We start from the raw sequence: 22,026 nt of genomic DNA on the forward strand, positions 1-22,026 counted from the left end.
CCGGTTCAGGGGCATTCGCATCGGCCGTGCCCACAATCGAGCTGCGGTCACGTCGCAGCGAGGTCTTCAATATCCCATTGCGGTGCCGTCCTTTCTTGGATCGGAGCCGGCGAGAAGGGTTCCACTCTCGTCGATCCACACGATCTGGCCTCCGCCGATGGGAAGCGGGCTCCGGGTGACGGCGTGGCCGCGGGCGCGCAGGGCGGCGTCGAGATCCGGCGCGAATCCGGTTTCGATCTCGACCTCGCCGCCATACGCGAAGCTCCGCGGGGCATCGAGCGCCTCCTGCACGTCGAGGCCGCAATCGATGATGCCGCTGAGGAGCTGGACATGCCCCATGGCCTGGTAGTGGCCGCCCATCACTCCGAAGGGCGCCACTGTCCGGCCCTCCCGCATCAGCATCCCGGGAATGATCGTGTGCATTGGCCGCTTGTTCGGCGCGATGGTGTTGGGATGGCCCGGTTCGACCCGGAACGAGAGCCCGCGATTGTGCAAGAGCACGCCGCTCTCGGGGCCCATGATGCCGGTTCCAAATCCCTGGAACAGCGAATTGATGAAGGAGATCGCGTTGCCGTCCCGGTCGACCACGCAGAGATAGATCGTGTCCTTGTGCCGGCGCTCGGCCTCGATCTCCGGCCAGATCGCCGGGGCGGTCGCGCGGGTCATGTCGATGGCACCGCGGGCGCTCGCCCGCCAGGCATCGGAAAGAAGATGCTCAACCGGAACGGCGTTGAGGCTGGGGTCGGCAAAGAGCGCGTCGCGGTGGTGATACGCCTGCTTGCAGGACTCCGCATAGAGGTGCACCCGGTCGACCTCGCCCAATGCCCCGACATCGTGATGCGAGAGGACGTTGAGCATCATCAAGGCCGCGAGGCCTTGGCCGTTGGGCGGACACTCGTAGACGTCGAAGCCGCGGTACCTGGTGGTGATCGGCGCGACATATTCGGGCGCGGCGGCGGCGAAATCCTCAAGGGTGTGGAGGCCGCCGAGGCTTTGCAGCTTGGTCACGAGGTCCTGCGCCACCGGGCCCTCGTAGAAGCCGGCCCTGCCGTGCTCGGCGATGCGCCGGAGGGTCGCTGCGAGCTTCGGCAGCCGCATGATCGAGCCGATCGCGGGCGCGGCGCCGTCGATGAGGTAGCTCGCCGCGGCGTCCGGATCGTGCACGACACGGTCCCTCGACCGCGCCCAATCCCAGCCGACGCGGGGTTGAACCGGAAAGCCGTCCTCGGCGTAGCGGATCGCCGGCTGCAGGCACTCGCCGAGGTTGCGGGTGCCGTGGTCCTTGAGCAGGGTTTCCCAGGCCGCGATGGCGCCCGGCACGGTGACCGCATGGGGTGAGGTCGGCTCGATGGCGACGCCGTGCTCAAGGTACCAGGAATCCGTGGCCGCCGCGGGTGCCCGGCCCGAGCCGTTCAAAGCGATCGGCTTGTCTGCGCCCTTCGGCGTGTAGAGGGCGAAGCAATCCCCGCCGATGCCCGTCATGAGCGGGTCGACGACGCACTGGACGGCGCAGGCGGTGATCGCCGCATCGACGGCGTTGCCGCCGCTGCGCAGGGCCTCGATCGCCGCCAGTGTCGCCAGCGGATGCGACGTCGCCACGGCGGCGTTGGCTGAATAGACGGGCGAGCGCCCTGGCAGCGAAAAATTCCTCATGCCGTACTCTCCTGTCGTGCGACGATCGTTTCGACCGGTCCGCTCATCCGTCTGCATTCTGCGCGACCCAATGGCCGGGCGCGACTTCGGTCAAGACGTGCCCGGCTCCTTGGGGCGCCGGCTCGGCCAGACCGATCGTCGAGATGCGCCGCCGCTCTGCCGCCGGGTCGGGTACGGGCACTGCCGCCAGGAGGCGCCGCGTGTAGGGGTGGCGCGGGTCGCGGTAGAGCGTCTCGCTGTCGGCCAGTTCGACGATCCCGCCCCGCCACAGGACCGCGACCCGGTGGCAGAGGTATCTCACCATCCTGAGGTCGTGCGAGATGAAAAGGTAGGACAAGCCGAGCTCGTCCTGCAGATCCTGCAGCAGGTTCACGACCTGCGCCTGGATCGAGACGTCGAGGGCCGCGATCGGCTCGTCGGCGACGATGAAGCGTGGCTTCAACGCGATCGCCCGGGCGATGCAGATGCGCTGTCGCTGGCCGCCCGAGAACTGATGCGGGTATCGTCCCGCGAAGCGCGGATCGAGGCCGACCCGCTCGAACAGGCCCGCGACCTCCTCCCGGAGTTCGGCGCGGCTGCGATCGGCCGCGTGCAGCAGAAGCGGCTCCAGCACGTAGGCGCCGGCGCTCATGCGCGGGTTGAGGGCCGAATACGGGTCCTGGAAGACCATCTGGATGTGGCGGCGCATGCCGCGCATCTCGCGGGCCGTGAGCCGGGCGAGGTCGGCGCCCTGGAACACGACGTGGCCCGATGTCGGCGGGTTCAGCATCGTCACCGCGCGGCCGACCGTCGACTTGCCGGACCCGGATTCACCGACAAGTCCCAGGGTCTCGTTGGGCCGGATGTCGAAGCTGACATCATGGACCGCCTTGAAGACGGACGCCGTGCCGCCCCACCAGGAACGAAGCGGATAATGCTTGCTGAGGTTGCGCACCGATAGCAGCGGATATGGTGCGGCGGGTTCGGTCATGGCGTGGGCCGCTCCCGTGCGAGCTGCCCGGGCAAATCGTACCAGGCGGCCACAAGATGCCCCGGCGCGGCCCCTGGCGCCTGACTCAGCGGGGGCGCCTCGAGGAAGCAGCGCGGCGTCGCGTAGCGGTTGCGCGGCGCGAAGGGATCGCCCGCCGGCGGGAGCCGCATGTCGGGCGGCGTCCCCTCGATGGGCTGCAGCCGGAGCCGCCGGACATCACGGACGCCGAGGTCCGGAAGCGAGCGCAGCAGACCGAGGGTGTAGGCGCTTCGCGGATCGGAGAAGATGTCGTCGACGGGTCCACGCTCCAGGATCCGGCCGGCATACATCACCTGCACGGTGTCGGCGATGCCGGCGACGACGCCGAGATCGTGGGTGATCCAGATGATCGCCATCCCGATCTCGCGCTTGAGCTCGCGCACGAGAGCGATGATCTCGGCCTGGATGGTGACGTCGAGGGCCGTGGTCGCCTCGTCGGCGATGAGGAGCTTCGGCTTGCAGGCGATGGCGATGGCGATCATCACCCGCTGGCGCTGGCCGCCTGAGAACTCGTGAGGGTACTGGTCGAGCCGGGACCCGGCATCGGGGATGCGGACGAGATCGAGGAGTTCGCGGGCCCGGCGCCGCGCGGCAGCGCCGGCGAGGCCGAGATGGATGCGAAGCGGCTCGACGATCTGTGCCGCGACCGTCATTGCAGGGTTCAGCGAGCTCATCGGGTCTTGGAACACAAAGCCGATCTCGCCGCCGCGGACCTTGCGGAGCGCCTTGTCCGGGAGCGCGAGGAGGTCGCGCCCCTGGAACACGACCTCTCCGCGCGCGATGCGCCCCGGCGGCTTCGGGATGAGGCCGAGCATCGCCAGCACGTGAACGCTCTTGCCGGACCCGGATTCTCCGACGATCCCCAGCGTCTCCCCCGTTTCGAGCGCGTAGGACACGCCGTTGACGGCGTGGATCATGCCGCCGCGGGTCTCGAAGGCCACGGCGAGGTCGCGCACTTCCAGGAGCTTGGTCGTACCGGGCGCGCTCATCTCAATTCCTCTGACGCGGGTCGAGGGCGTCGCGCAGGCCGTCGCCGAGGAGGTTGAAGGACAGGACCGCGAGGAAGATCGAGACGCCCGGCCAGATCGCCATCCAGGGCGCCTGGTCGAGGAAGTTCTTGGCAACGTTGAGCATCGACCCCCAGGACGGGGCCGGGGGCTGCTGGCCGAGACCGAGGAATGACAGGCTCGCCTCTGCGATGATCGCGGCCGCGATGGTAAGCGTGGCCTGGACCAGGATCGCCGGCACGATGTTGGGCAGGATGTGCCGCAGCGCGATCCGCCAGGGAGGGTTGCCGACGGCGCGGGCGGCCTCGATGAATTCCTCCGCGGTGATCGCCTGCACCTGGGCCCGCGACAGACGTACGAAGATCGAGGTCGCCGAAAGTCCGATCGCTACCATCGCGTTGGTCAGGCTCGGTCCCAGGAAGGCGGCGAGGGCGATCGCCAAGATCAGGAACGGGATCGCCAGGAGAGCGTCCGTCAGGCGCATGATCGCTCCGTCGATCACCCCGCCGGCATAGCCAGCGAGCAGTCCCAGCGGCAGGCCGAGGGTCACGGCGAGGGCGACGGAGGTGAGGCCCGCCGCGAGGGAGGCCCGCGCGCCGTGGATGATTCGCGACAGGAGATCCCGCCCTACCTCGTCCGTCCCGAAGGGATGTGCCAGGCTGGGTGCCGTCCTGACAGCGCCCCAATTCGTAGCGGAGGGATCGTAGGGCGCGATCCAGTCGGCGAAGACCGCCATGCCCACGAGGGCGAGCACGATGACGAGGCCGACGACGGCGCTCGGACGCGCGCGCAGCCGAAACCAGATCTCCCGCAAGGGACCAGGCTCCGCCGCCACCGGCGCGGAACGGGCCGCCGTCACGGTTGCGGGTGCTGCCTCGGCCCCGCTCATGACCGGCGCAGCTTCGGGTTCACGAGGAAATAGGCGACGTCCGCCATCAGGTTGAGGACGATGTAGGTCGTCGCCGTACAGATCACGACGCCCTGGACGGTGGCGTAGTCGCGGTTGAACACGGCGTCGACCATTAGCTTGCCGAAGCCCGGCACCGAGAAGATCTGCTCGGTGAGGACCGCACCCGACAGGAGTTGGCCGAATTCCAGCGCGCCCAGCGTGATGATCGGCACGGCGGCATTGCGCAGGCAGTGCCTGAGGATGACGCCGAGGGGCGAGACACCCTTGGCCCTGGCGGTTCGGACGTAGTCGCTCTGGAGCACCTGCAGCATCGCCGCCCGGGTATGGCGCATCATCACCGCGGCGATGGCGTTGCCGAGCACGAAGGCGGGCATGATCATCGCCTTGAGGTTGTCGATGAGGCTCTCGCTGGGCGGTACGTAGCCGGAGGCCGGCAACCATCCGAGATAGACCGAGAAGAACAGGATCATCATGATCCCGAGCCAGAAATTCGGGATCGAGAGCCCCCAGAGGGCGATCCCGTTGGCGACGTAATCCGCGGTTGTGCCCTGCCGGACGGCCGAGACGATGCCCATCGGTACGCCGATGACCAGGGCGATCACCATGGCGAGACAGGCGAGCTGGAGAGTCACGGGTAGCTTCTCTGCCACGAGGTCGATGACCGGCTTCTGCAGCCTGATCGATTCGCCGAGATCGCCCTGGAGGACGCCCTTCGCCCAGAGCAGGTAGCGAACCGGCAGGGGCCGATCGAGGTGGTACTTCTCGCGGATGAAGGCGATCACCTCGGGGTCGCGCTCTTCGCCCGACAGGGCGGTCGCGGTATCGCCGGGCAGCAATTGCTGCAGGGCGAAGATGATCATCGAGGCGAGCACCAGGGTGGGCACCGCGATGGCGATCCGGCGGGCGAGGAAGCTCAGCATCGGGAAGCCTCCGGCCGTGGTGGCGTCTGGGCGGTCAATCGAGCTTCAGCCCGGTGTAGCGCACGAGGCCGTCCGGATAATCGCCGAAGCCGGTGAGCTTGGTGGTGTAGGCCCAGAGCAGCCGGCGGTGGAACAGGTACAGGAACGGCCTGTCGGCGAGGATCCGGTCCGCCAGCGACTTCCAGGCGGCCCTGCGCTTGGCGGGGTCCGTCGACAGGCGCGAGGCGGACATCGACGCATCGGCTTCGGGGTTGCAATAGCGGCTGTAGTTCAGCGGCGTCTTGCAGGCGAGGAAGCTGAAGGTGTTGCCGTCGGGGTCGGGCCTGCCGCTCCAATTGTAGAGATAGGCCTCGAAGTTACCCTTGTCGGCGAGATCCAGCGCCGTGGTGAAATCAGTGGCCTGCAGGCGCACGTCGAAGCCCGCCTCCTTGGTCATGGCCTGGATTACCTGCCCGACGAGCGGCGCCTCGCTGTTGGCGTAGACGACGAGGTTGACGACCGGATTCGTCACGCCGGCCTCGGCGAGGAGCGCCTTGGCCTTGGCCACGTCCCGCTTCGGCAGCGGAAACTCGGAGAGGTAGTTCGGGTTCTTCGGCTGGACCCATTGGTTGCCCGGCACGAACTCGCCATTGAAGACGACCTGATTGATCGCGTTGCGGTCGATCGAGGCCTCGAAGGCGGCCCTGACGCGCGCATCCTTTCCGATCGGCGTGTCCTTGGCCGTGTTGAAGACGATGCTCTGAAAGCCGAGCTCGACCGTGGATCCGACCTTCAGCTTGGGGTCGCGCTTCACCTGCGCGAGGTCGTTGGGGGCGAGGCGCTCGAGGAGATCGAGCTGACCGGAGCGGAGGTTGGTCAGGCGCACCGTGCCGTCGGGGATCGGGCGGAACTCGATGCGTTTGATCTGGATCTGGTCCTTGTTCCAGTAGCCGTCGAAACGCTCGACCACGATCCGGTCCTGCGGCACCCGCTCGACGAACTTGAACGGCCCGGCGCAGACCGGAGCGGTCGAGAACTTGTCGCCGAGCGCCGTCGCGGCTTTCGGTGAGACCATCATCCCGGCTCGGTCGGTGAACTGCGCGAGCAGGGGCGCGAACGGCGTCTTCAAGTTGATCCGGAAGGTCAGGTCGTCGACGACCTCGACGGTATCGATGGGGGAGATCTCGCCGCGCCGCTGCGAGCCCGGCATCTTGAGGTGGCGCTCGATGCTGAACTTCGCCGCCGCCGCATCGAGGGGCTCGCCGTCGTGGAACGTCACACCGGGCCGCAGGGCCATGGTCAGCACCTTCTCGTCGGCCGAAAGGCTCCACGACGTGGCGAGCTGGGGCACCGGCTTCAGGTCGGGGCCGATATCGACCAGCTTGTCGCAGAGCGCCGCGAAGACCATCCGACTCGTGAAGGTTCGAGCCAGGGTCGGGTCGAGGGCGTCCGGATCCTCCATCAGGCCGAAGCGCAGGGTCTGAGCCTGCAGCGGCGTCGAGACGAGCCCTACGGCGAGGAGGCAGGCGAGGACGGCGCGCATCATGGGCTCTTCCGATCGGAGGAATGGCGACAGGCTCGAAACGCCGGCCATCGTGCGGCTGGCGCGGGCAAACTCAAAGTGCGGCGAGGGCATCCTTGGGCAGGAGCATGTGGACGCCCTTGTTGCCGTCGACGGTCTGGGTGATGCGCAGGTTTCCGGCGAGCGAGCACAGCATGTAGGCTTGGTTCCGCGTGAGCTCGGTCCGGGCGCAGACGTGGCGGATCATCTCGCGCACGGCCTGCTTCATGGCGTCGTCGAGATCCTCGTCGAGGCCGATCGACATCAGGTGCGTCGCCGTCTCGGCGAAGGGCCAAGCGTAGCCGAGATCCTTGCGCAGGGTGAGCCGGAACGTGCCGGTGAGCCCCGTCTCGAGGGCGGTGATGCACACCTCGCCGTCGCCCTGCACCCCGTGGCCGTCGCCGGCATAGAATCCGCCGCCCTCGTTGAAGACCGGCAGGTAGAGGGTGGTGCCGACCTTCAGCTCCTTGTTGTCCATGTTGCCGCCAAAGCACCGCGGCACGGGAGAGCCGACCCTGCCCCAGGCGGCGGGCGGTGCCGTCCCCATGATGCCGAAGAACGGATCGAGGGGGATCTCGGCGCCCCAGGGCATCCGGCAGACGCCCTTGGCGAGGTCGATGTCGGGATGGATGGTCTCGTAATCGGTGAATTCGTCCGGGAGCGTGCCGAGCAGGGGTAGGATCGCGACGAAGCCCCAGTCCATGCGGAACTTCAGATCCAGGATGTCGACCTGCAGCACGTCGCCGGGCATCGCGCCGGCCACATGGACCGGGCCGGTGACGAAGTGCGGCCCCGGCCCGGGCGGCAGGGTATCGAGGGCGGCAAGATAATCGGCGGGTACCCGTGCCGGGTCGGGATGGACGCTTTCCCGCCCGCCCGCCGGGAACGAGTGCATCGTCACCGTGTCTCCCGATTCCACCGTGAGGAGTGGCGGAAGGGCGGCGTCGAAGAAGCCCAGCACCATGTTCTCGGGCGTGGCCGGAATCTCGTGATGCCTCGACATGATGTCCTCCGGTGTTGTCGGTCAGATCGCGATGTGACGGGACAGGGCGGCTTTCGCCTCGGCGCGGCTTTGCGGGTCCGAGGTGCCGTCCTGGATGAGGCCGTGTTCGACGACGCTGCCACGCGAAAGCACGAGGAAGGCGTCGGCGAGCCGAAGGGCGAAATCGAGGCATTGCTCGACGAGGAGCACGGTGATCCGGCCCTTGAGCCCGGCGATAACCCGCTCGATGGCATCGACGATCGAGGGCTGGATGCCTTCGGTCGGCTCGTCGAGAAGGAGGAGACGCGGGCGCGTCGCCAGGGCACGGGCGATGGCGAGCTGCTGCTGCTGGCCGCCCGAAAGATTGCCGCCGTTCCGGCTCCAGAGGTCGCGAAGCGCGGGGAAGAGGTCGACCGCCTCCTCGATCGCGCCGCTGCGCTCCTGGCCATGGGCGCGGGCGGCGGCGAGCATGTTCTCGCGCACCGTGAGGTCGGGGAAGATCTCGCGGCCCTGAGGCACGTAGGCGAGGCCCCGCCGGGCGCGGCGATGGGGCGGCTCACCCGCGATCGCGGCCTCGCCGAGGTCGATCCGGCCGCGGGTCGCCGGCAGCACGCCCGCGATGCAGCGCAGGAGCGTGGTCTTGCCCGCCCCGTTGCGCCCGAGCACCGCGAGGCAGGCGCCCGGCGCGACCGAGAGATCGATGCCGCGCAGGACCTGCGCGCTGCCGTAATGCTGGTCGAGGCCGGCGATCGTGAGGCTCAAGGGAGGGCGTGTCGTCATCGGCCGAGATAGACCTCAATGACCCGGGGTTCGGTGCGGGCGCCGGCCATGGCGCCCTCATAGAGGGTGCGGCCCTCGTGCAGGACCGTGACCCGGTCGGCCACCGCCTCGACGAAGGCCATGTCGTGCTCGACGACGACAATTGCCCGGTCGGGTCGGCGCAGAACGCGGATGAGCTCGACGGTGCGCTCCGTCTCCTCGTCCGAGAGCCCGGCCACGGGCTCGTCGAGGAGGATCACCCGCGGGTCCGAGGCCAGCACCATGGCGATCTCGAGCCATTGCTTCTCGCCATGGGCCAGGAGCCCGGCGAGACGGTCGGCTTGGCTTTCCAGGCCGGCGATCGTGAGAGCCTCGACGATCCGGCGCGGACGCTCGGCGGGCGGGCATCCGGCGCCGCAGCCGATCTCCAGGTTCTCGCGCACGCTGAGCGCCGGGAAGACGCTCGGCTTCTGGAATTTCCGGCGAACCCCGGCCCGGGCGATCTCTGCCTCGGACGACCGCGTCAGTTCGATCGCCTCGCCGAGCACGACCCGGCCAGAGCGCGCCCGCGTGATGCCCGAGATCACGTCGAGGAGGGTCGTCTTGCCCGCCCCGTTGGGGCCGATGATCCCTCGGATCTCGCCGGCATCGATGGCCAGCGACAGGTCGTCGAGGGCGCGAAAGCCGCCGAAGACGACGCTGAGGGACTCGACCACGAGGGCGCTCATCGCGGCATCCCGCGGCGCAGCCAAGTGGGTTTGAGGCGGCCGAGATCGAGGAGACCGTTGGGCAGGACGAGGACCACGAGCAGCACGAGGCCCGAGAGGATGAAGGGCCAGGCCTCGGGCATCGCCGAGGTCAGCCAGAACTTCAGCGCATTGACGAGGATGGCGCCGATGACGGCGCCGCTCAGGCGCCCGAGGCCGCCGATCGCGACCCAGACCGCGATCTCCAGCGAGAGGTCGGGTGAGAGGACGCGCGGGTTGATGATGCCGACCTGCGGCACGTAGAGGATGCCGGCCAAAGCCGCGATCGCGGCGGAGAGGCACCAGATCTTCAGCTTGAGCGCCGTGGTGCCGTAGCCGAGGGTGCGAAGCCTCGTCTCGTCGTCGCGGCAGGCCAGCATCTGCCGGCCGATCCCGCTCGCCACCAGCCGGCCGCAGCCGATGAGAACCGCCGCCAGGGCGAGGATCGTCACGATCGTCAGGGCCAGCACCGTGCCAGGCGCGCCCATGGGCTGTCCGAACAGCAGCGTGAAGCCGGTCATGCCGTTGTTGCCGCCGAAGCCCGTATCGTTGCGGAACATCAGCAGCATCGCGACGTAGACCAGCGCCTGGCTGATGATCGAGAAATAGACGCCGTTGACCCGCGAGCGGAACGAGGCCCAGCCGAAGACCAGCGCGACGAGGACGGCGAGCGCGATGCCGAGGACCAGCGCGTAGGGCGCGCTCGTCATGCCGGTCCAGTAGAACGGCAGGCTGGTCCAGCCCATGAACTGCATCACGTCCGGCGCCGCGCCCGTGACGGCGTAGGCATGGGCCGAGAGATGCATGGCGCAGACGTAGCCGCCGATGGCGAAGAACAGGCCGTGGCCGAGCGACAGGATGCCCAGATAGCCCCAGACGAGGTCGAGGGAGACGGCGAGGATCGCCAGGGCCGCGAGCTGCCCCACGGCGTTGACGAGGTAGCTTTCCGGCCGGGCGAGGCCGAGAACGAGCGCAGCGGCAACGAGGGCAGCGGCGAGGCCGAGGAGGCTCGGATCGTACCGCCGCCTTGCCGGCACGGGCGTGACGGCCGGAGTCGCGGCAAGGGAGCCGGTCACCGCGTTCATCGCCGCCGCCTCGCCGCGACGAGCCCTTCGGGCCGCCATTGCAGGAACAGGATGATGCCGACGAGGACGATGACCTTGGCCGCCACGGCGCCGTAGAACGGCTCGATCAGGACGTTGATCTGGCCGACGCCGAGGGCCGCCACGAGGGTGCCCATCACGGTGCCGACGCCGCCGAGCACCACCACCATGAAGCTGTCGATGATGAAGGTCGCGCCCATCTGCGGGTTGACGCTGTAGATCGGCGCCAGCGCTACGCCGGCGAGCCCCGCCAGGCCCGAGCCGAAGCCGAAGGCGAGGCGGTCGACCTGCCGCGTCGGAATGCCGAGGCAGCCGGCCATGTCGCGGTTCTGCGTCACCGCGCGGATGTTGAGCCCGAGCGGCGTCGCGCGCAGGATCAGGAGGGTGAGGACGAGGGTGCCGGCGGCGAAACCGATCGCGAAGAGCCGGTTCCAGGTCACGACGAAGTCGGCATAGAGCGCGACCCCGCCGCTGACGTAGGACGGCATCGTGAATTGCAGGTTGCGGGTGCCGAAGGCGACCCGCACGAGGTTGATCAGGAACAGGCTGACCGCCCAGGTGGCGAGCAGGCTCATCAGGGGCCGGCGGTAGAGGTGGCGCGGCACCAGCGCCTCGATCGTGATGCCGACCAGGGCGGTGGCCAGGAAGGCGACCGGAATCGCCAGGATCAGGTAGAGGTCGAGCCATGCCGGCGCGACGATCCGCAGGGCCTCCTGTACGCCGTAGGTGGCGTAGGCCCCGATCATGATGAACTCGCCCTGGGCGAGGTTGATCACGCCCATCAGCCCGAAGATGATCGCGAGGCCGGCCGCGGCCATGAACAGGATGCTGGCAAAGCTCAGCCCGTTATAGAGGATCGCGAGGCCGTTCCCGATTGCCACCGCCCGTTCCACCCTGGCGATCCCGGCATCGAGGGCGGTTCGGAAGGCCGGATCGGCGGCGTAGGCGGCATCCGCCTTGAGGGCGGAGAGGCGCGAGAGCGCGTTGCTCGACGGCGCCCCCGCCACGCGGGCGATGGCTGCGAGGCGACGCTGAGGATCGGGCGAGGTCAGGGCCGCAGCCTCCGCGACGCTGGCGATCGCAGCCTTGAGGCCGGCATCCGTCTCGGCCGCCTCCGCGCGGGCGAAGACCCCGTCCGGAACGGCAGCGATGCGCCGCTCGGCTGCGCGCAGGCCTGCGGCACGGACGTCCACCTGCGGCGCGGTGAGGAGCGCGAGCACGCCGTCGGCGGTTTCCACCAATGCCCGCTGGCGCAGCCCGAGCACCGAAGCGCGGGCGCCCGCGGCGGGCTGAGGGTCGCCGGAGACGACGGATCGGCCCTCGCCCGCGCCGGGCCGGTCGAGCAGAATCGCGCTGGTGCCGAGGCAGACCAGGCGGCGTTCGAGGATTCCGCGCAGGGGCTGAGCCGCCCAGGCGAGATCCTCCGCAGAAAGGTCCGCCGCCCGTCCGGTGACCGCTTCGGCAGCGTTGCCGAGGCTCGCCGCATCACCGCAGAGAGCGGCCGCGAAGGCGCCCCGGTCGAGAGCGTCCGCAGACGCGGCGCCCGTCCAAAGCAGGAGGGCCAGAAGCGCGCCGATGGCGACTTTCATATCGGTCCTGACAGTGCCACTGAACAATCCGCTCAGGCCTCGCGCCTCCGATCCGATGGGCTAGATCCCGAAGGGCACGGGCTTGGGCGCATCCGGCGATTGCCAGAGCACGTCGAAGCCCTGCTTCTCGTTGACCGAGCCGATGAAGACGCCGCGCGAGACGTAGTTGTTCTCCGCCGTCATCTTCAGCGTGTAGCCGGAGGGATCGTCGAAGCTCAGGCCGGCGAAGGCCTTGCGGACCTCGGGGACGTCGAAGGTGCCGGCCTTGGCGGCGGCGAGCGCCCAGAGATGGACGCTGTCATAGGCCGAGACCATCGGATCGATGACGACGTCGCCCTTGAAGGGCACGTTCTTGGCCTTCACGTAATCGGCCCAGGCCTTGAGGAAGGTCTGGTTGCGCTCGCCCTTGGCGGCCTGGAGATAGGCCCAGCAATTGAGGTGGCCGACGAGCGGCGCCGTATCGAGGCCTTCGAGGTCGGCTTCCACCATGTCGAGGCCGAGGATCGGGATGTCGGTGGCGCGGATGCCCTGGTTGGCGAATTCGCGCAGGAAATCCGGGATCGACGAACCGACGACGGTGAGGACGACGATCGGCTGTCCGCCGGGCTGGGCCGCGAAGGCGCGGACCTGGTTCACCAGGGTCTGGAAGTTCGAGAATCCGAGCGGCACGTATTCCTCGCGCCAGGCGGTCTCGGCGATGCCCTTGCCCTTCCAGTAGGCCTTGAGCTGCTTGTTGATGGTCCGCGGCCAGACGTAATCCGAGCCGATCATGAAAAAGCGCTTGGCGCCGACGCCCTCGCCACCCATGAGGTAATCGACGGCCGGCAGCACCGAGCTCGTCGGCGGCGAGTTCACGTAGACGATGTTCTTCGAGTTCTCCTCGCCCTCGAAATGGAGAGGGTAGAACAACAGGCCGTCATTCTGCTCGACCACGGGCAGGACGGATTTGCGCGACACCGAGGTCCAGCACCCGAACAGGGCCGCGACCTTGTCCTGCTGCAGCATCTGGCGGCCGATCTGGGCATAGAGCGGCCAGTCCGAGGCGGGGTCCGAGGTCGAGACGGTGATCTGGCGGCCGTTGACGCCGCCCTTGGCGTTGATCTCGTCGGCGGCCATGCGCACGACGTAGTTGAGACGCCCCTCGATGTTGGCCATCGTTCCCGAGGAGGAGAACAGGCAGCCGAGCTTGACGCTGTCGGCGGCCCAGCCCGGCCGGATGATGGCGGGTGCGGCCACAGCCAGGGCGGCGCCGCCGGACGTGGTGAGGAATGAGCGCCTCGTGAACCTGTCCATGCGTTCCTCGCCGGATTCCTAAACTCGCCTCCATTGTCCGGCGGGTGCGGGGCATAGCAAAGCTCAAAGAGCCTGCAGACCTGCGGGACGGCTGCGGAAATCGTCGGCGGATCGCACGACGGATAGGCGGCACCCCTCCGAAAACAGCAAAATTCTCGCAAGCCCGCTGCGAGGGCTGGTTTGGACAGGCGTGGGTTTTGCTTTTGATCGAGGCCGTCGAACCAGAGAAGGCAGCGCTCATGCGCCGATCCCAGCACACGGACGACGAGATGGCCTTTCTGCTCAGGGAGGCGGAGCAGGGGATCCCGGTCGCCACGATCTGTGCCTCGGCGAAAATCTCCATCGGCACCTTCTATCGATGGCGCCGCCGTCTCGGTGGGTTGCCGCCCGTCGCGATTACGCGCCTGAGGCGGATCGAGGAGGAGAACAGCCGGCTGCGCGCGGAGCTCGCCAGACTGACCTTTGCCGGCCGCGACAGGCCCGAAGCCGAAGCCGCGCGACGCCGTGCCGTTAAGCCGGCGAATCGGGACGGCATGACGCGACACCCGAGTCCGGTCCATCGCGGCAGCGACATCGCCCTCGGCCGCTTCGCCTTCGTCCGCACCACGCGCTAGCCGAAGGCATCAGATCTGGAATGGTGCGGCTTGTGCCTCCGCGGTTCGATCCGTCACGGTGACCGACGCGACCCAAACCTGAAGTTTCGCTCCGGCTGAACCTCAACACCATGACCGCTGGTGTCAGGGAGCGTAGGATTCCGGGTCTAGCGTGGGGGAGCCGGCTCCGCGGACCGGCTCGCGCAGAGGGAGAGCACAATGCCCAAGGACATCCTCGTCGCCTTCAGCATCCATGTCGACGCCGTGGCGGGCTGGCTCGGGTCCTACCAGGGCGAGGACAGCCCGAGCGACATCTCGCGCGGCGTGTTCGCCGCGGAGGTCGGGGTGCCGCGCCTGCTGCGGCTGTTCGAGCGTCTCGGGCTCAAGCAATCGTTCTTCATTCCCGGCCATTCCGTGGATTCGTTCCCGGCCGAGATGGAGGCGGTGGTGCGTCACGGCCACGAGGTCGGGCTGCACGGCTACAGCCACGAGAACCCCTTGGCGATGTCGCGCCAGCAGGAGGAGGACGTCTTCGACAAATCGATCGAGGTTCTTCAGCGGCTGACCGGCCAGCGCCCGACGGGCTACGTCGCGCCCTGGTGGGAGGTCAGCACCAACAGCGTGGAGATCCTCCTGGACCGGGGCATCAAGTATGACCACAGCCTGATGCACCGGGACTTCACGCCCTACTACCTGCGCGTCGGCGACGGCTGGACGCCGATCGACTACTCCAAACCCGCCGCCGAGTGGATGACGCCCTTCACCCGCGGCACGGAGACGGGCCTGATCGAAATCCCGGCGAGCTGGTACCTGGACGACCTGCCGCCGATGATGTTCGTGAAGAAGTTCCCGAACAGCCACGGCTACGTCAATCCGCGCGATCTCGGGCAGACCTGGCGCGATACCTTCGACTGGGTCTACCGCGAGCACGACTACGCGGTGTTCCCGATGACGATCCACCCGGACGTGTCGGGCCGGCCGCAGGTGCTCCTGATGCTCGAGGATCTCATCGCCTACATGATCCGTCAGCCGGGCGTGCGCTTCGTGACGCTCAACGACATGGCGGACGATTTCGCCCGCCGACATCCAAGAAGCGCTTGAGGCAACCGGGAAGCTCGGCTCAGCCAAGAGCTTGTCCGATCATTGTCTGAGGCAGGGTTGAGGGGTCGGGAGGGCGGTGCTTCCAAGAGGATGCTGAAGCCTGGCCTGGGTCTGCCACCCGGACCGCATTCGCCCGGCAAAACCGTAGCCGCGCGGGTCTTCGCTATGAACCCGATCTGACCGATGTCGAATACGCGGCGATCGGTGCAAGGACGCCGACCACGAAGGAGGGTGTTTCGTGGGTAGAGGGCGTCGCCGATCGCAAGTTGTTACCAGCGCGACGAGGCCCTGCGACGGCAGACCATAGGGTCGACCCGGCAGGAAGCGGCATCAGTCGCGTTCTCTCGGCGATGAGGGGCGAGGGCCGTGGCGAACCTAAAACAGGTGGGCGGGGTCGAACCTGGACAATCGCGTCGAGCTAGATAACGAACCGGGATGAGGCCTATGGACTTCCACCAGCAATGCGGAGGCCATCACGAAAGGAGTACAGATGATACGTCGCGCCAGCCTGTCCTGCGCCGCAGTTTTTACGGCGGCCCTCGCGATGACCGGCCCGGGACGTTCGGAGACATCACCTTGGGCCGACTGCCTTCGCGGGATCAGCGCCGACGCGGAGGCCCGCGGGGTACCGCAAGGGATGGCGCACGGGCAGTTGCTTGGTGTGGCATCCAGCCCCGCTGTGCTTTCGGCGACCCAAAGCCAAGCCGAGTTTGCCAAGCCGATTTGGGCCTACCTCGACGCCACGATCACCGAGGCAACCATCGCTGAAGGGCAACGCAAACTCGCGGAATGGGCCGACACCTTCGAGGCGATCGAGCGGCGCTTCGGCATCGACCGCTTCACTCTCGCGGCCTTCTGGGGCGTCGAATCGGGCTACGGAAAAGTGCTCGACGATGCCGCGATCGTGCGTCCGGTGGTACAGTCGCTGGCGACGCTGGCTTGCGGCGATCCTGGCCGGTCGAGCTACTGGCGCAACGAACTCATCGAGGCTCTTCGCATCCTCGCGCAGGGGGATGTGTCGCCCGAGCGGCTCACTGGATCCTGGGCCGGTGCGATGGGCCATACTCAGTTCATGCCGAGCGTCTACCGGACCTACGCCTTGGACTTCGATGGTGATGGACGGCGCGACCTCTGGTCGACGCCAGATTCCCTCGCCTCAACGGCGAACTACCTCGCCGCGATGGGCTGGCGTCGTGGCGAGCGCTGGGGCAACGAGGCCATCCTGGGGGAGAGCTTCGATTACGCCTTGGCTGACGAGACCACACTGCGCAGTCACGACGAGTGGCGTGGCCTTGGCGCGGGCGCCATTTCACCGTCCGATACGGAAGGCGCGGCGACGGCGACCCTCGTCGTCCCTGCTGGTGCAGGTGGGCCGGCCTTCCTGCTGCGGCCGAACTTCTCGGTGATCCTGCGCTACAACACATCGCTGTCCTACGCGCTCACCGTCGCGCATCTGTCGGACCGCCTTCGCGGACAAGGGGCCTTCGCCCGCGACTGGCCACGTGGCGACCGGGCTCTTACCGACGCCGAGCGTCGCGACCTCCAAACCCGTCTTGGCGCACACGGCCATGCAGTCGGAGTCATCGACGGTCGGATCGGCCCGAAAACTCGTGCTGCAATCCGTGCCTATCAGGGCTCTGTCGGCCAAAGGCCGGACGGCTACGCTGATGTCGCGTTACTAGAGCGGCTGCGGGCCTCGCCATGACGCGTGTCGCCGAAGTTCTCTGAAAAGTCTTCAGCAGGCCGGGATCAGCATGTCGTCCATGGTCGACGCCAGAGAGGCTCCTTTGCGGCGACAGCGCACATCGACAGAGAAGCTGGGTCGCGACCAGCCTGTCCGCTTCCCGGGACGCAACCATCTTCCGCTCGCTGCACGAGGCGCAAGCTGGAAACGTCCGCCTCCCGGCAGTCTGAGGAAACACATACTTTTGAACTGGAGGGGATATTTACTGCGCAATTGCCTCCTAAAATTGCAGCAAAAATGTATTTTTACTTTCTGATGATCATTAATACTGCTTTCTCAGCATCCACTCACACGAGACGAATCAAAGTCCCAGACAGCCGTTCAGGGACGCTCCGGGCCGCGATCTGGAGCTAGCTAAAACTGCATCGAAGATAGACATCCTGCCCGCGGAGTGAGCGGGAACCGCCGTGTTTCACGGCGTATTAGACACAGGCGGTTGCGCGCCGAGCACCCGAATGGCGCAACGCGGCTGAGACGATGACGGGCCGTGCTGCGCGCGAAGACGAGGGTTGCGACGCTGCATAGACATGCCTTTCAGCGGTCTCGTCTCGCGATCGCAAAATGACGTTCGTGCAGAAGGTGGCGAGCATCGATGTGTGGAGTATGCGGCGAAATTAGCTTCGATGGGCCCGCCGATCCTGGCGCCGCCCAGGTCATGGCCGGCAAGCTCGATGACCGTGGCCCCGACGGAGCGGGCGTGTTCGCTCAAGGGCGCGTCGCCTTCGGCCACCGTCGGCTGAAGATCCTCGATCTGTCGGACGCCTCCCAGCAGCCGATGCTGGACCCGGAACTCGGTCTCGCCATCGTATTCAACGGCTGCATCTACAACTTCCGAGCCCTGCGGGAGGAGCTCACCGCCAAGGGCTACCGTTTCTTTTCCACCGGCGATACGGAGGTCATCCTCAAGGCCTATCACGCCTGGGGACCGCTTTGCGTCGAGCGCTTCTACGGGATGTTCGTCTTCGCGATCTGGGAACGCGACACGGGCCGCGTGGTCCTCGCGCGCGACCGGCTCGGCATCAAGCCGCTCTACTTTGCCGAGCCCCATGGCAAGTTCCGCTTCGCCTCGACGCTTCCGGCGCTGCTGGCTGGCGACGGCATCGACAAGACGATCGATCCCGTCGGCCTGCATAACTACATGAGCTTCCATGCGGTGGTGCCCGCGCCGCGCACGATCATCCGTGGGGTGCGCAAGCTCGCCCCGGCGACGATCCTGACCATCGAGCCCGACGGCGCGCGCAAGGAGACGCGCTACTGGAACGTCCAGATGGGCCCACGACCAGAGGATCGGAACGTCACGGAGTCGGATTGGCGGCAGGCGGTGCTCGATACCCTGGCAACGGCGGTGGAGCGCCGCCAGGTCGCCGACGTGCCGACAGGAGTCCTTCTTTCAGGCGGCCTCGACAGCTCGCTCCTCGTCGCCCTGCTGGCCCGCAAGGGCCAGTCCGGGCTGAAGACCTTCTCGGTCGGCTTCGATGCGGTGAACGGGATCGAGGGCGACGAATTCAAGTATTCCGACATCATCGCCCGGGAATTCGCGACCGACCACCTGAAGATCGCCGTGGATGCTTCAAGGACACTGGAGGCGCTGCCCGCCACGATCGCGGCGATGGCCGAGCCGCAGATGAGCCACGACGCCGTCGGCTTCTTCCTCCTCTCCCAGGAGGTCTCGAAACACGTGAAGGTCGTCCAGAGCGGCCAGGGTGCGGACGAGGTCTTCGCCGGCTACCACTGGTACCCCAAGATGATGGGATCGACCGACCCCGTGGCGGATTACGCCCGCGTCTATTTCGACCGCGACCACGCGGAGATGCAAGAAACGCTTCGCCCCGAGCTGATCGGGGCAAATTATAGCCGTGACTTCATCGCCGAGTTCTTCGCTCGGATGGGCGACGCCGACCCCGTGGACAAGACCCTTCTCCTCGATACGCAGGTCATGCTGGTGGACGACCCCGTCAAGCGGGTCGACAACATGACGATGGCCTTCGGGCTCGAGGCGCGAGTGCCGTTCCTCGATCACGAGCTCGTCGAGCTCGCCGCGCGCATCCCGTCGGAGCTGAAGGTCCGCGACGGCGGCAAGTACATCCTCAAGGAGGCGGCCCGCAAAGTCGTGCCGCGGGAGGTGATCGACCGGCCGAAGGGCTATTTCCCGGTCCCGGCCCTCAAGCATATCCGCGGCCCCTATCTCGATTTCGTGCGTGGCGTGCTCGATGCGCCGGCGGCCCGGGATCGCGGCCTGTTCAACCGTGCCTATGTCGATCGCCTGCTGGCCGATCCGGACGGCACCCTGACGCCGAAAGGGCATTCCAAGCTCTGGCAGGTCGCCCTGCTCGAGTCCTGGCTGCAATCCCATGGAATATGACCCGGATATCGTGAAGGGCGTCGGCCCTCACCAATGGCTTTTCGAGCGGTTGCTCGCCGGCCTCGCCGCCTCGGAAAAGCGCGCCAAGGGAGCCTATTCGATCGGAATCGAGGAAGAGTATTTCCTTTCCAACAGCCGAACGAAGCTTGCCGCCGTGACGACGCCCGACGTGCTCTTTGCCAACGCGAAGGCTGCCACCGAGGGCCGGGTCGACCGGGAATTCCTCCAGGCTCAGGTCGAAGCGGCGACGCCGCCCTATGCCTCGATGCGCGAGGCACGCGCCGAGCTGCAATATATCCGCCGCACCCTGGCGACGCTCGCCTCCGAGCACGACCTCTCGGTTCTGGCCTGTGGCACCCATCCGACGGCCAGATGGCAGGATGCGGCCCAGAGCGAGCACGAGCGCTACAGCCGGATCATGGACGATCTCCAGATGATCGGGACGCGTAACATGCTGTGCGGCATGCACGTCCATGTCGAACTCCCGGATCCCGACCGGCGCGTCGAGGTGATGTGCCGGATGATTCCCTACCTGCCGCTGTTCCTGGCGCTCTCGACGTCGTCGCCGTTCTGGCAGGGGCGCGCGACCGGGTTGCGCGGCTATCGGCTTGCCGCCTACGACGAGTTGCCGCGCACGGGCATTCCAGAACTCTTCTCCACGTCCGAGGCGTTCGACGCGTACGTGGCCGCGCTGGTCGCGTCGGGCGTGATGAGGGATTCGAGTTACATCTGGTGGATGATCCGGCCCTCGGTCAAATATCCCACCCTGGAATTGAGGGCGCCGGATTGCTGCACGCGCCTCGACGATACGATCGCGATCGCGGCGCTCTTCCGCGTGCTCGCCAGGCATCTCGACCAGAACCCTCGGGGCAATCAGGAACTGGATGCAGTCTCGCGCGCTATCGCCCAGGAGAACAAGTGGCGCGCGCAGCGCTACGGCGTCGGGGGTACGTTCGTCGGTCGAGAGGGTGCGATTCCGGTAGGGGAGTTTCTCGAGCAGGTCCTCGCAATGACGGCGGAGGATGCCGAAGCCCTCGGCTGCGTTGCCGATGTTGCACATTGCCGGACGATCGCCGCCAATGGGACGTCGGCGGACGCACAGCTCGCAGTCTTCGAGGCGAAGGAGGCGGAGGCCGGCACCGACGCGGCGCTACTCGCAGTCTCCGACTGGATCGCCGAGAACACTATCGCCACATGAGCGCGCCGTGCCGTCGGCGCCCCTTTCAAGGTGTCGCGTCCTCTCCCAATCTCGCCTTGCGGTCCTCGCGATGGCACTCGGCTCCGAAGAACGTTGAAGAGGTCGTTCATGTGCCGTTGGATCGCGTATCGTGGCTACACGACCGCGCTGGAACATTACGTCACCGAACCCGCCCACTCCCTCGTCTCGCAGAGCATCAACGCCCTGGAATCCACCGCCGGCACGAATGGCGACGGCTTCGGCCTTGGTTGGTACGGTGATCATCCCGAACCGGGGCTCTACCGCGAGATCCGGCCGGCCTGGTCGGACGAGAACCTTCGCTATCTCTGCCGGCACCTGCTCTCGCACCTGTTCTTTGCCCATGTGCGCGCAGCGACCGGCACCCCGGTCACCCGACAGAACTGTCATCCATTCGCCTGCGGGACGTGGCTGTTCATGCACAACGGCTACATCGGCGATTGGAGTCGCCTGCGCAGACAGGTCGAAGCGTTGATCCCGAACGAGCTCTATCCCTCGCGCGCGGGAACGACGGATTCGGAAGCCATTTTCCTCGCCATCCTCGGGGCCGGCCTTGTCGGGTCTGGTCCTCGACGGGACCCGGTCGCCGCGACGGTCAACACCCTGGCGGCGCTGATAGACCTCGTCGGCGGCACCGACGGCGGTCATCCGTTCCGGTTCACGGCGGCTTTGGCCGATGGCCGGGACCTGTACGCCTTCCGCTACGCTGCCAACGATGCTGCCAACAGCATGTATTACCGGACCTCGGAGGAGGAGGTCGTCGTGGTCTCCGAGCCGTTGGACCGGGAGCATGCGAATTGGATCGCCGTTCCCGACAACAGCGTCGTGATCGCGCGCAAGGACCAGAAGGTCGAGGTCGCTCCCCTGGATGAGTTCATCGCGGAATGCCGTGCGCGCGGTCCGGACACGCAGCCTCAGCCCTGAGTGGATGCCGCTGTAGGTTTGGCTGACTATCGGGGGTCCCGAGTCGTTCGAAATCACGGAAGGGCCAGAGATTTGAGCGCTGCCGGTCTCAGGAGGGAGAACTTCCTGCCAAGGCGGCACCCTGGATCTCATTGGCCTTCGACGCACCGGCGGTCGTCCTTTCAACCGAGTGCCGTGGCACTGCCGCGTCGATCCGTCGGAACGTCGCGAGAGCCTGCCCGACGATCTGGTCCATGTTGTAGTAGCGATAGGTTGCGAGGCGGCCCACGAACCACACGTCGGGCACCGCCGAGGCACGTTGTTCGTAGCGCTTGAACAGTTCCTGATGCTCAGGACAGGGGATCGGATAATAGGGGTCGCCTTCGCTCGCCGGATACTCATAGGTGAGCGCCGTCCTATCGTGCACCTGCCCCGTCAGGTGCTTGTACTCTGTGACGCGAGTATATTCCTCCGTCTGCGGATAGTTGATGACCGCAACGGGTTGGTGCCATTCCTCATTGCGCGTGACGTGCTCGAAGCGAAGGCTTCGATATGGAAGCGGGCCGTAGCAATGATCGAAATACGCATCGATTGGC

The 22,026-nt window shown here is 67.0% G+C and carries 19 protein-coding genes; 6 read left to right on the forward strand and 13 right to left on the reverse strand.

Annotation, left to right across the window (positions count from 1 at the left end):
- Nucleotides 1–66 precede the first annotated feature (66 nt).
- The 12 genes from ggt to K2Y56_RS15140 all read right to left on the reverse strand — a co-directional run bounded on the left by ggt (nucleotide 67) and on the right by K2Y56_RS15140 (nucleotide 13,511).
- The gene (gene ggt / locus K2Y56_RS15085; RefSeq protein WP_292509011.1) at nucleotides 67–1,653 is read right to left on the reverse strand and encodes a gamma-glutamyltransferase; all 1,587 of its coding nucleotides are present in this window, start codon (nucleotides 1,651–1,653) and stop codon (nucleotides 67–69) included.
- A gap of 43 nt (nucleotides 1,654–1,696) precedes the next feature.
- Nucleotides 1,697–2,623 (reverse strand): ATP-binding cassette domain-containing protein, encoded by a 927-nt coding sequence (locus K2Y56_RS15090; RefSeq protein ID WP_292509014.1) that lies wholly within the window; start codon nucleotides 2,621–2,623, stop codon nucleotides 1,697–1,699.
- Nucleotides 2,620–3,651: an ABC transporter ATP-binding protein gene (locus tag K2Y56_RS15095; RefSeq protein ID WP_292509017.1), complete on the reverse strand. Its 1,032-nt coding sequence runs from the start codon at nucleotides 3,649–3,651 to the stop codon at nucleotides 2,620–2,622. The genes K2Y56_RS15090 and K2Y56_RS15095 overlap by 4 nt, the downstream gene beginning before the upstream one ends.
- Before the next feature lies 1 nt (nucleotide 3,652).
- Nucleotides 3,653–4,558 carry an ABC transporter permease gene (locus K2Y56_RS15100; RefSeq protein WP_292509020.1) on the reverse strand — a complete coding sequence of 302 codons (906 nt, stop codon included), beginning with the start codon at nucleotides 4,556–4,558 and terminating at the stop codon, nucleotides 3,653–3,655.
- The gene (locus K2Y56_RS15105) at nucleotides 4,555–5,499 is read right to left on the reverse strand and encodes an ABC transporter permease (RefSeq protein ID WP_292509021.1); all 945 of its coding nucleotides are present in this window, start codon (nucleotides 5,497–5,499) and stop codon (nucleotides 4,555–4,557) included. The genes K2Y56_RS15100 and K2Y56_RS15105 overlap by 4 nt, the downstream gene beginning before the upstream one ends.
- Nucleotides 5,500–5,533: 34 nt before the next feature.
- The gene (locus tag K2Y56_RS15110; protein WP_292509056.1) at nucleotides 5,534–7,021 is read right to left on the reverse strand and encodes an ABC transporter substrate-binding protein; all 1,488 of its coding nucleotides are present in this window, start codon (nucleotides 7,019–7,021) and stop codon (nucleotides 5,534–5,536) included.
- Between the two features lie 73 nt (nucleotides 7,022–7,094).
- Nucleotides 7,095–8,042: an acetamidase/formamidase family protein gene (locus K2Y56_RS15115; protein ID WP_292509023.1), complete on the reverse strand. Its 948-nt coding sequence runs from the start codon at nucleotides 8,040–8,042 to the stop codon at nucleotides 7,095–7,097.
- A 21-nt stretch (nucleotides 8,043–8,063) separates the two neighbouring features.
- Complete coding sequence (urtE, locus tag K2Y56_RS15120) at nucleotides 8,064–8,801, reverse strand: urea ABC transporter ATP-binding subunit UrtE (protein ID WP_292509025.1); 738 nt, start codon at nucleotides 8,799–8,801, stop codon at nucleotides 8,064–8,066.
- Nucleotides 8,798–9,508, reverse strand: coding sequence for an ATP-binding cassette domain-containing protein (locus K2Y56_RS15125; protein WP_292509027.1), 711 nt, complete (start codon nucleotides 9,506–9,508; stop codon nucleotides 8,798–8,800). Before K2Y56_RS15125 ends, urtE begins: the two co-directional genes overlap by 4 nt.
- Nucleotides 9,505–10,602, reverse strand: a complete 1,098-nt coding sequence (gene urtC / locus K2Y56_RS15130) for an urea ABC transporter permease subunit UrtC (protein ID WP_292509058.1) — start codon at nucleotides 10,600–10,602, stop codon at nucleotides 9,505–9,507. The genes K2Y56_RS15125 and urtC overlap by 4 nt, the downstream gene beginning before the upstream one ends.
- Before the next feature lie 5 nt (nucleotides 10,603–10,607).
- On the reverse strand, nucleotides 10,608–12,218 hold the full coding sequence (gene urtB, locus K2Y56_RS15135) for an urea ABC transporter permease subunit UrtB (protein ID WP_292509029.1): 1,611 nt from the start codon (nucleotides 12,216–12,218) through the stop codon (nucleotides 10,608–10,610).
- Between the two features lie 60 nt (nucleotides 12,219–12,278).
- Entirely contained in the window at nucleotides 12,279–13,511 is a 1,233-nt protein-coding gene (locus K2Y56_RS15140; protein ID WP_292509031.1) for an urea ABC transporter substrate-binding protein, read from the reverse strand.
- 239 nt (nucleotides 13,512–13,750) lie between these two features.
- Here K2Y56_RS15140 and K2Y56_RS15145 point away from each other — a divergent pair, with 239 nt between their 5' ends.
- The 6 genes from K2Y56_RS15145 (at nucleotide 13,751) to K2Y56_RS15170 (ending at nucleotide 21,451) form a co-directional block, all read left to right on the forward strand.
- Nucleotides 13,751–14,125, forward strand: coding sequence for a transposase (locus tag K2Y56_RS15145; protein WP_292509033.1), 375 nt, complete (start codon nucleotides 13,751–13,753; stop codon nucleotides 14,123–14,125).
- A gap of 198 nt (nucleotides 14,126–14,323) precedes the next feature.
- Nucleotides 14,324–15,205: a polysaccharide deacetylase gene (locus tag K2Y56_RS15150; RefSeq protein WP_292509036.1), complete on the forward strand. Its 882-nt coding sequence runs from the start codon at nucleotides 14,324–14,326 to the stop codon at nucleotides 15,203–15,205.
- 490 nt (nucleotides 15,206–15,695) lie between these two features.
- The gene (locus K2Y56_RS15155; protein ID WP_292509040.1) at nucleotides 15,696–16,910 is read left to right on the forward strand and encodes a lytic murein transglycosylase; all 1,215 of its coding nucleotides are present in this window, start codon (nucleotides 15,696–15,698) and stop codon (nucleotides 16,908–16,910) included.
- Between the two features lie 631 nt (nucleotides 16,911–17,541).
- Complete coding sequence (locus K2Y56_RS15160; protein WP_292509043.1) at nucleotides 17,542–19,311, forward strand: N-acetylglutaminylglutamine amidotransferase; 1,770 nt, start codon at nucleotides 17,542–17,544, stop codon at nucleotides 19,309–19,311.
- Nucleotides 19,301–20,509 (forward strand): carboxylate-amine ligase, encoded by a 1,209-nt coding sequence (locus K2Y56_RS15165; RefSeq protein ID WP_292509046.1) that lies wholly within the window; start codon nucleotides 19,301–19,303, stop codon nucleotides 20,507–20,509. Before K2Y56_RS15160 ends, K2Y56_RS15165 begins: the two co-directional genes overlap by 11 nt.
- Nucleotides 20,510–20,617: 108 nt before the next feature.
- Nucleotides 20,618–21,451, forward strand: coding sequence for a class II glutamine amidotransferase (locus K2Y56_RS15170; RefSeq protein ID WP_292509049.1), 834 nt, complete (start codon nucleotides 20,618–20,620; stop codon nucleotides 21,449–21,451).
- Nucleotides 21,452–21,539: 88 nt separating this feature from the next.
- Here K2Y56_RS15170 and K2Y56_RS15175 read toward each other — a convergent pair.
- Nucleotides 21,540–22,026: UDP-galactopyranose mutase (locus tag K2Y56_RS15175; RefSeq protein ID WP_292509051.1), on the reverse strand; the 487-nt coding region annotated here is incomplete at its 5' end.

The organism is Methylobacterium sp., assembly GCF_019745455.1.
Taxonomy (GTDB): domain Bacteria; phylum Pseudomonadota; class Alphaproteobacteria; order Rhizobiales; family Beijerinckiaceae; genus Methylobacterium.

Bases quoted from the DNA above. Each gene is read 5' to 3' on its own strand.
- ggt (WP_292509011.1), bottom strand. From the start codon at position 1,653: ATGAGGAATTTTTCGCTGCCAGGGCGCTCGCCCGTCTATTCAGCCAAC.
- K2Y56_RS15090 (WP_292509014.1), bottom strand. From the start codon at position 2,623: ATGACCGAACCCGCCGCACCATATCCGCTGCTATCGGTGCGCAACCTC.
- K2Y56_RS15095 (WP_292509017.1), bottom strand. From the start codon at position 3,651: ATGAGCGCGCCCGGTACGACCAAGCTCCTGGAAGTGCGCGACCTCGCC.
- K2Y56_RS15100 (WP_292509020.1), bottom strand. From the start codon at position 4,558: ATGAGCGGGGCCGAGGCAGCACCCGCAACCGTGACGGCGGCCCGTTCC.
- K2Y56_RS15105 (WP_292509021.1), bottom strand. From the start codon at position 5,499: ATGCTGAGCTTCCTCGCCCGCCGGATCGCCATCGCGGTGCCCACCCTG.
- K2Y56_RS15110 (WP_292509056.1), bottom strand. From the start codon at position 7,021: ATGCGCGCCGTCCTCGCCTGCCTCCTCGCCGTAGGGCTCGTCTCGACG.
- K2Y56_RS15115 (WP_292509023.1), bottom strand. From the start codon at position 8,042: ATGTCGAGGCATCACGAGATTCCGGCCACGCCCGAGAACATGGTGCTG.
- urtE (WP_292509025.1), bottom strand. From the start codon at position 8,801: ATGACGACACGCCCTCCCTTGAGCCTCACGATCGCCGGCCTCGACCAG.
- K2Y56_RS15125 (WP_292509027.1), bottom strand. From the start codon at position 9,508: ATGAGCGCCCTCGTGGTCGAGTCCCTCAGCGTCGTCTTCGGCGGCTTT.
- urtB (WP_292509029.1), bottom strand. From the start codon at position 12,218: ATGAAAGTCGCCATCGGCGCGCTTCTGGCCCTCCTGCTTTGGACGGGC.
- K2Y56_RS15140 (WP_292509031.1), bottom strand. From the start codon at position 13,511: ATGGACAGGTTCACGAGGCGCTCATTCCTCACCACGTCCGGCGGCGCC.
- K2Y56_RS15145 (WP_292509033.1), top strand. From the start codon at position 13,751: ATGCGCCGATCCCAGCACACGGACGACGAGATGGCCTTTCTGCTCAGG.
- K2Y56_RS15150 (WP_292509036.1), top strand. From the start codon at position 14,324: ATGCCCAAGGACATCCTCGTCGCCTTCAGCATCCATGTCGACGCCGTG.
- K2Y56_RS15155 (WP_292509040.1), top strand. From the start codon at position 15,696: ATGATACGTCGCGCCAGCCTGTCCTGCGCCGCAGTTTTTACGGCGGCC.
- K2Y56_RS15160 (WP_292509043.1), top strand. From the start codon at position 17,542: ATGTGTGGAGTATGCGGCGAAATTAGCTTCGATGGGCCCGCCGATCCT.
- K2Y56_RS15165 (WP_292509046.1), top strand. From the start codon at position 19,301: ATGGAATATGACCCGGATATCGTGAAGGGCGTCGGCCCTCACCAATGG.
- K2Y56_RS15170 (WP_292509049.1), top strand. From the start codon at position 20,618: ATGTGCCGTTGGATCGCGTATCGTGGCTACACGACCGCGCTGGAACAT.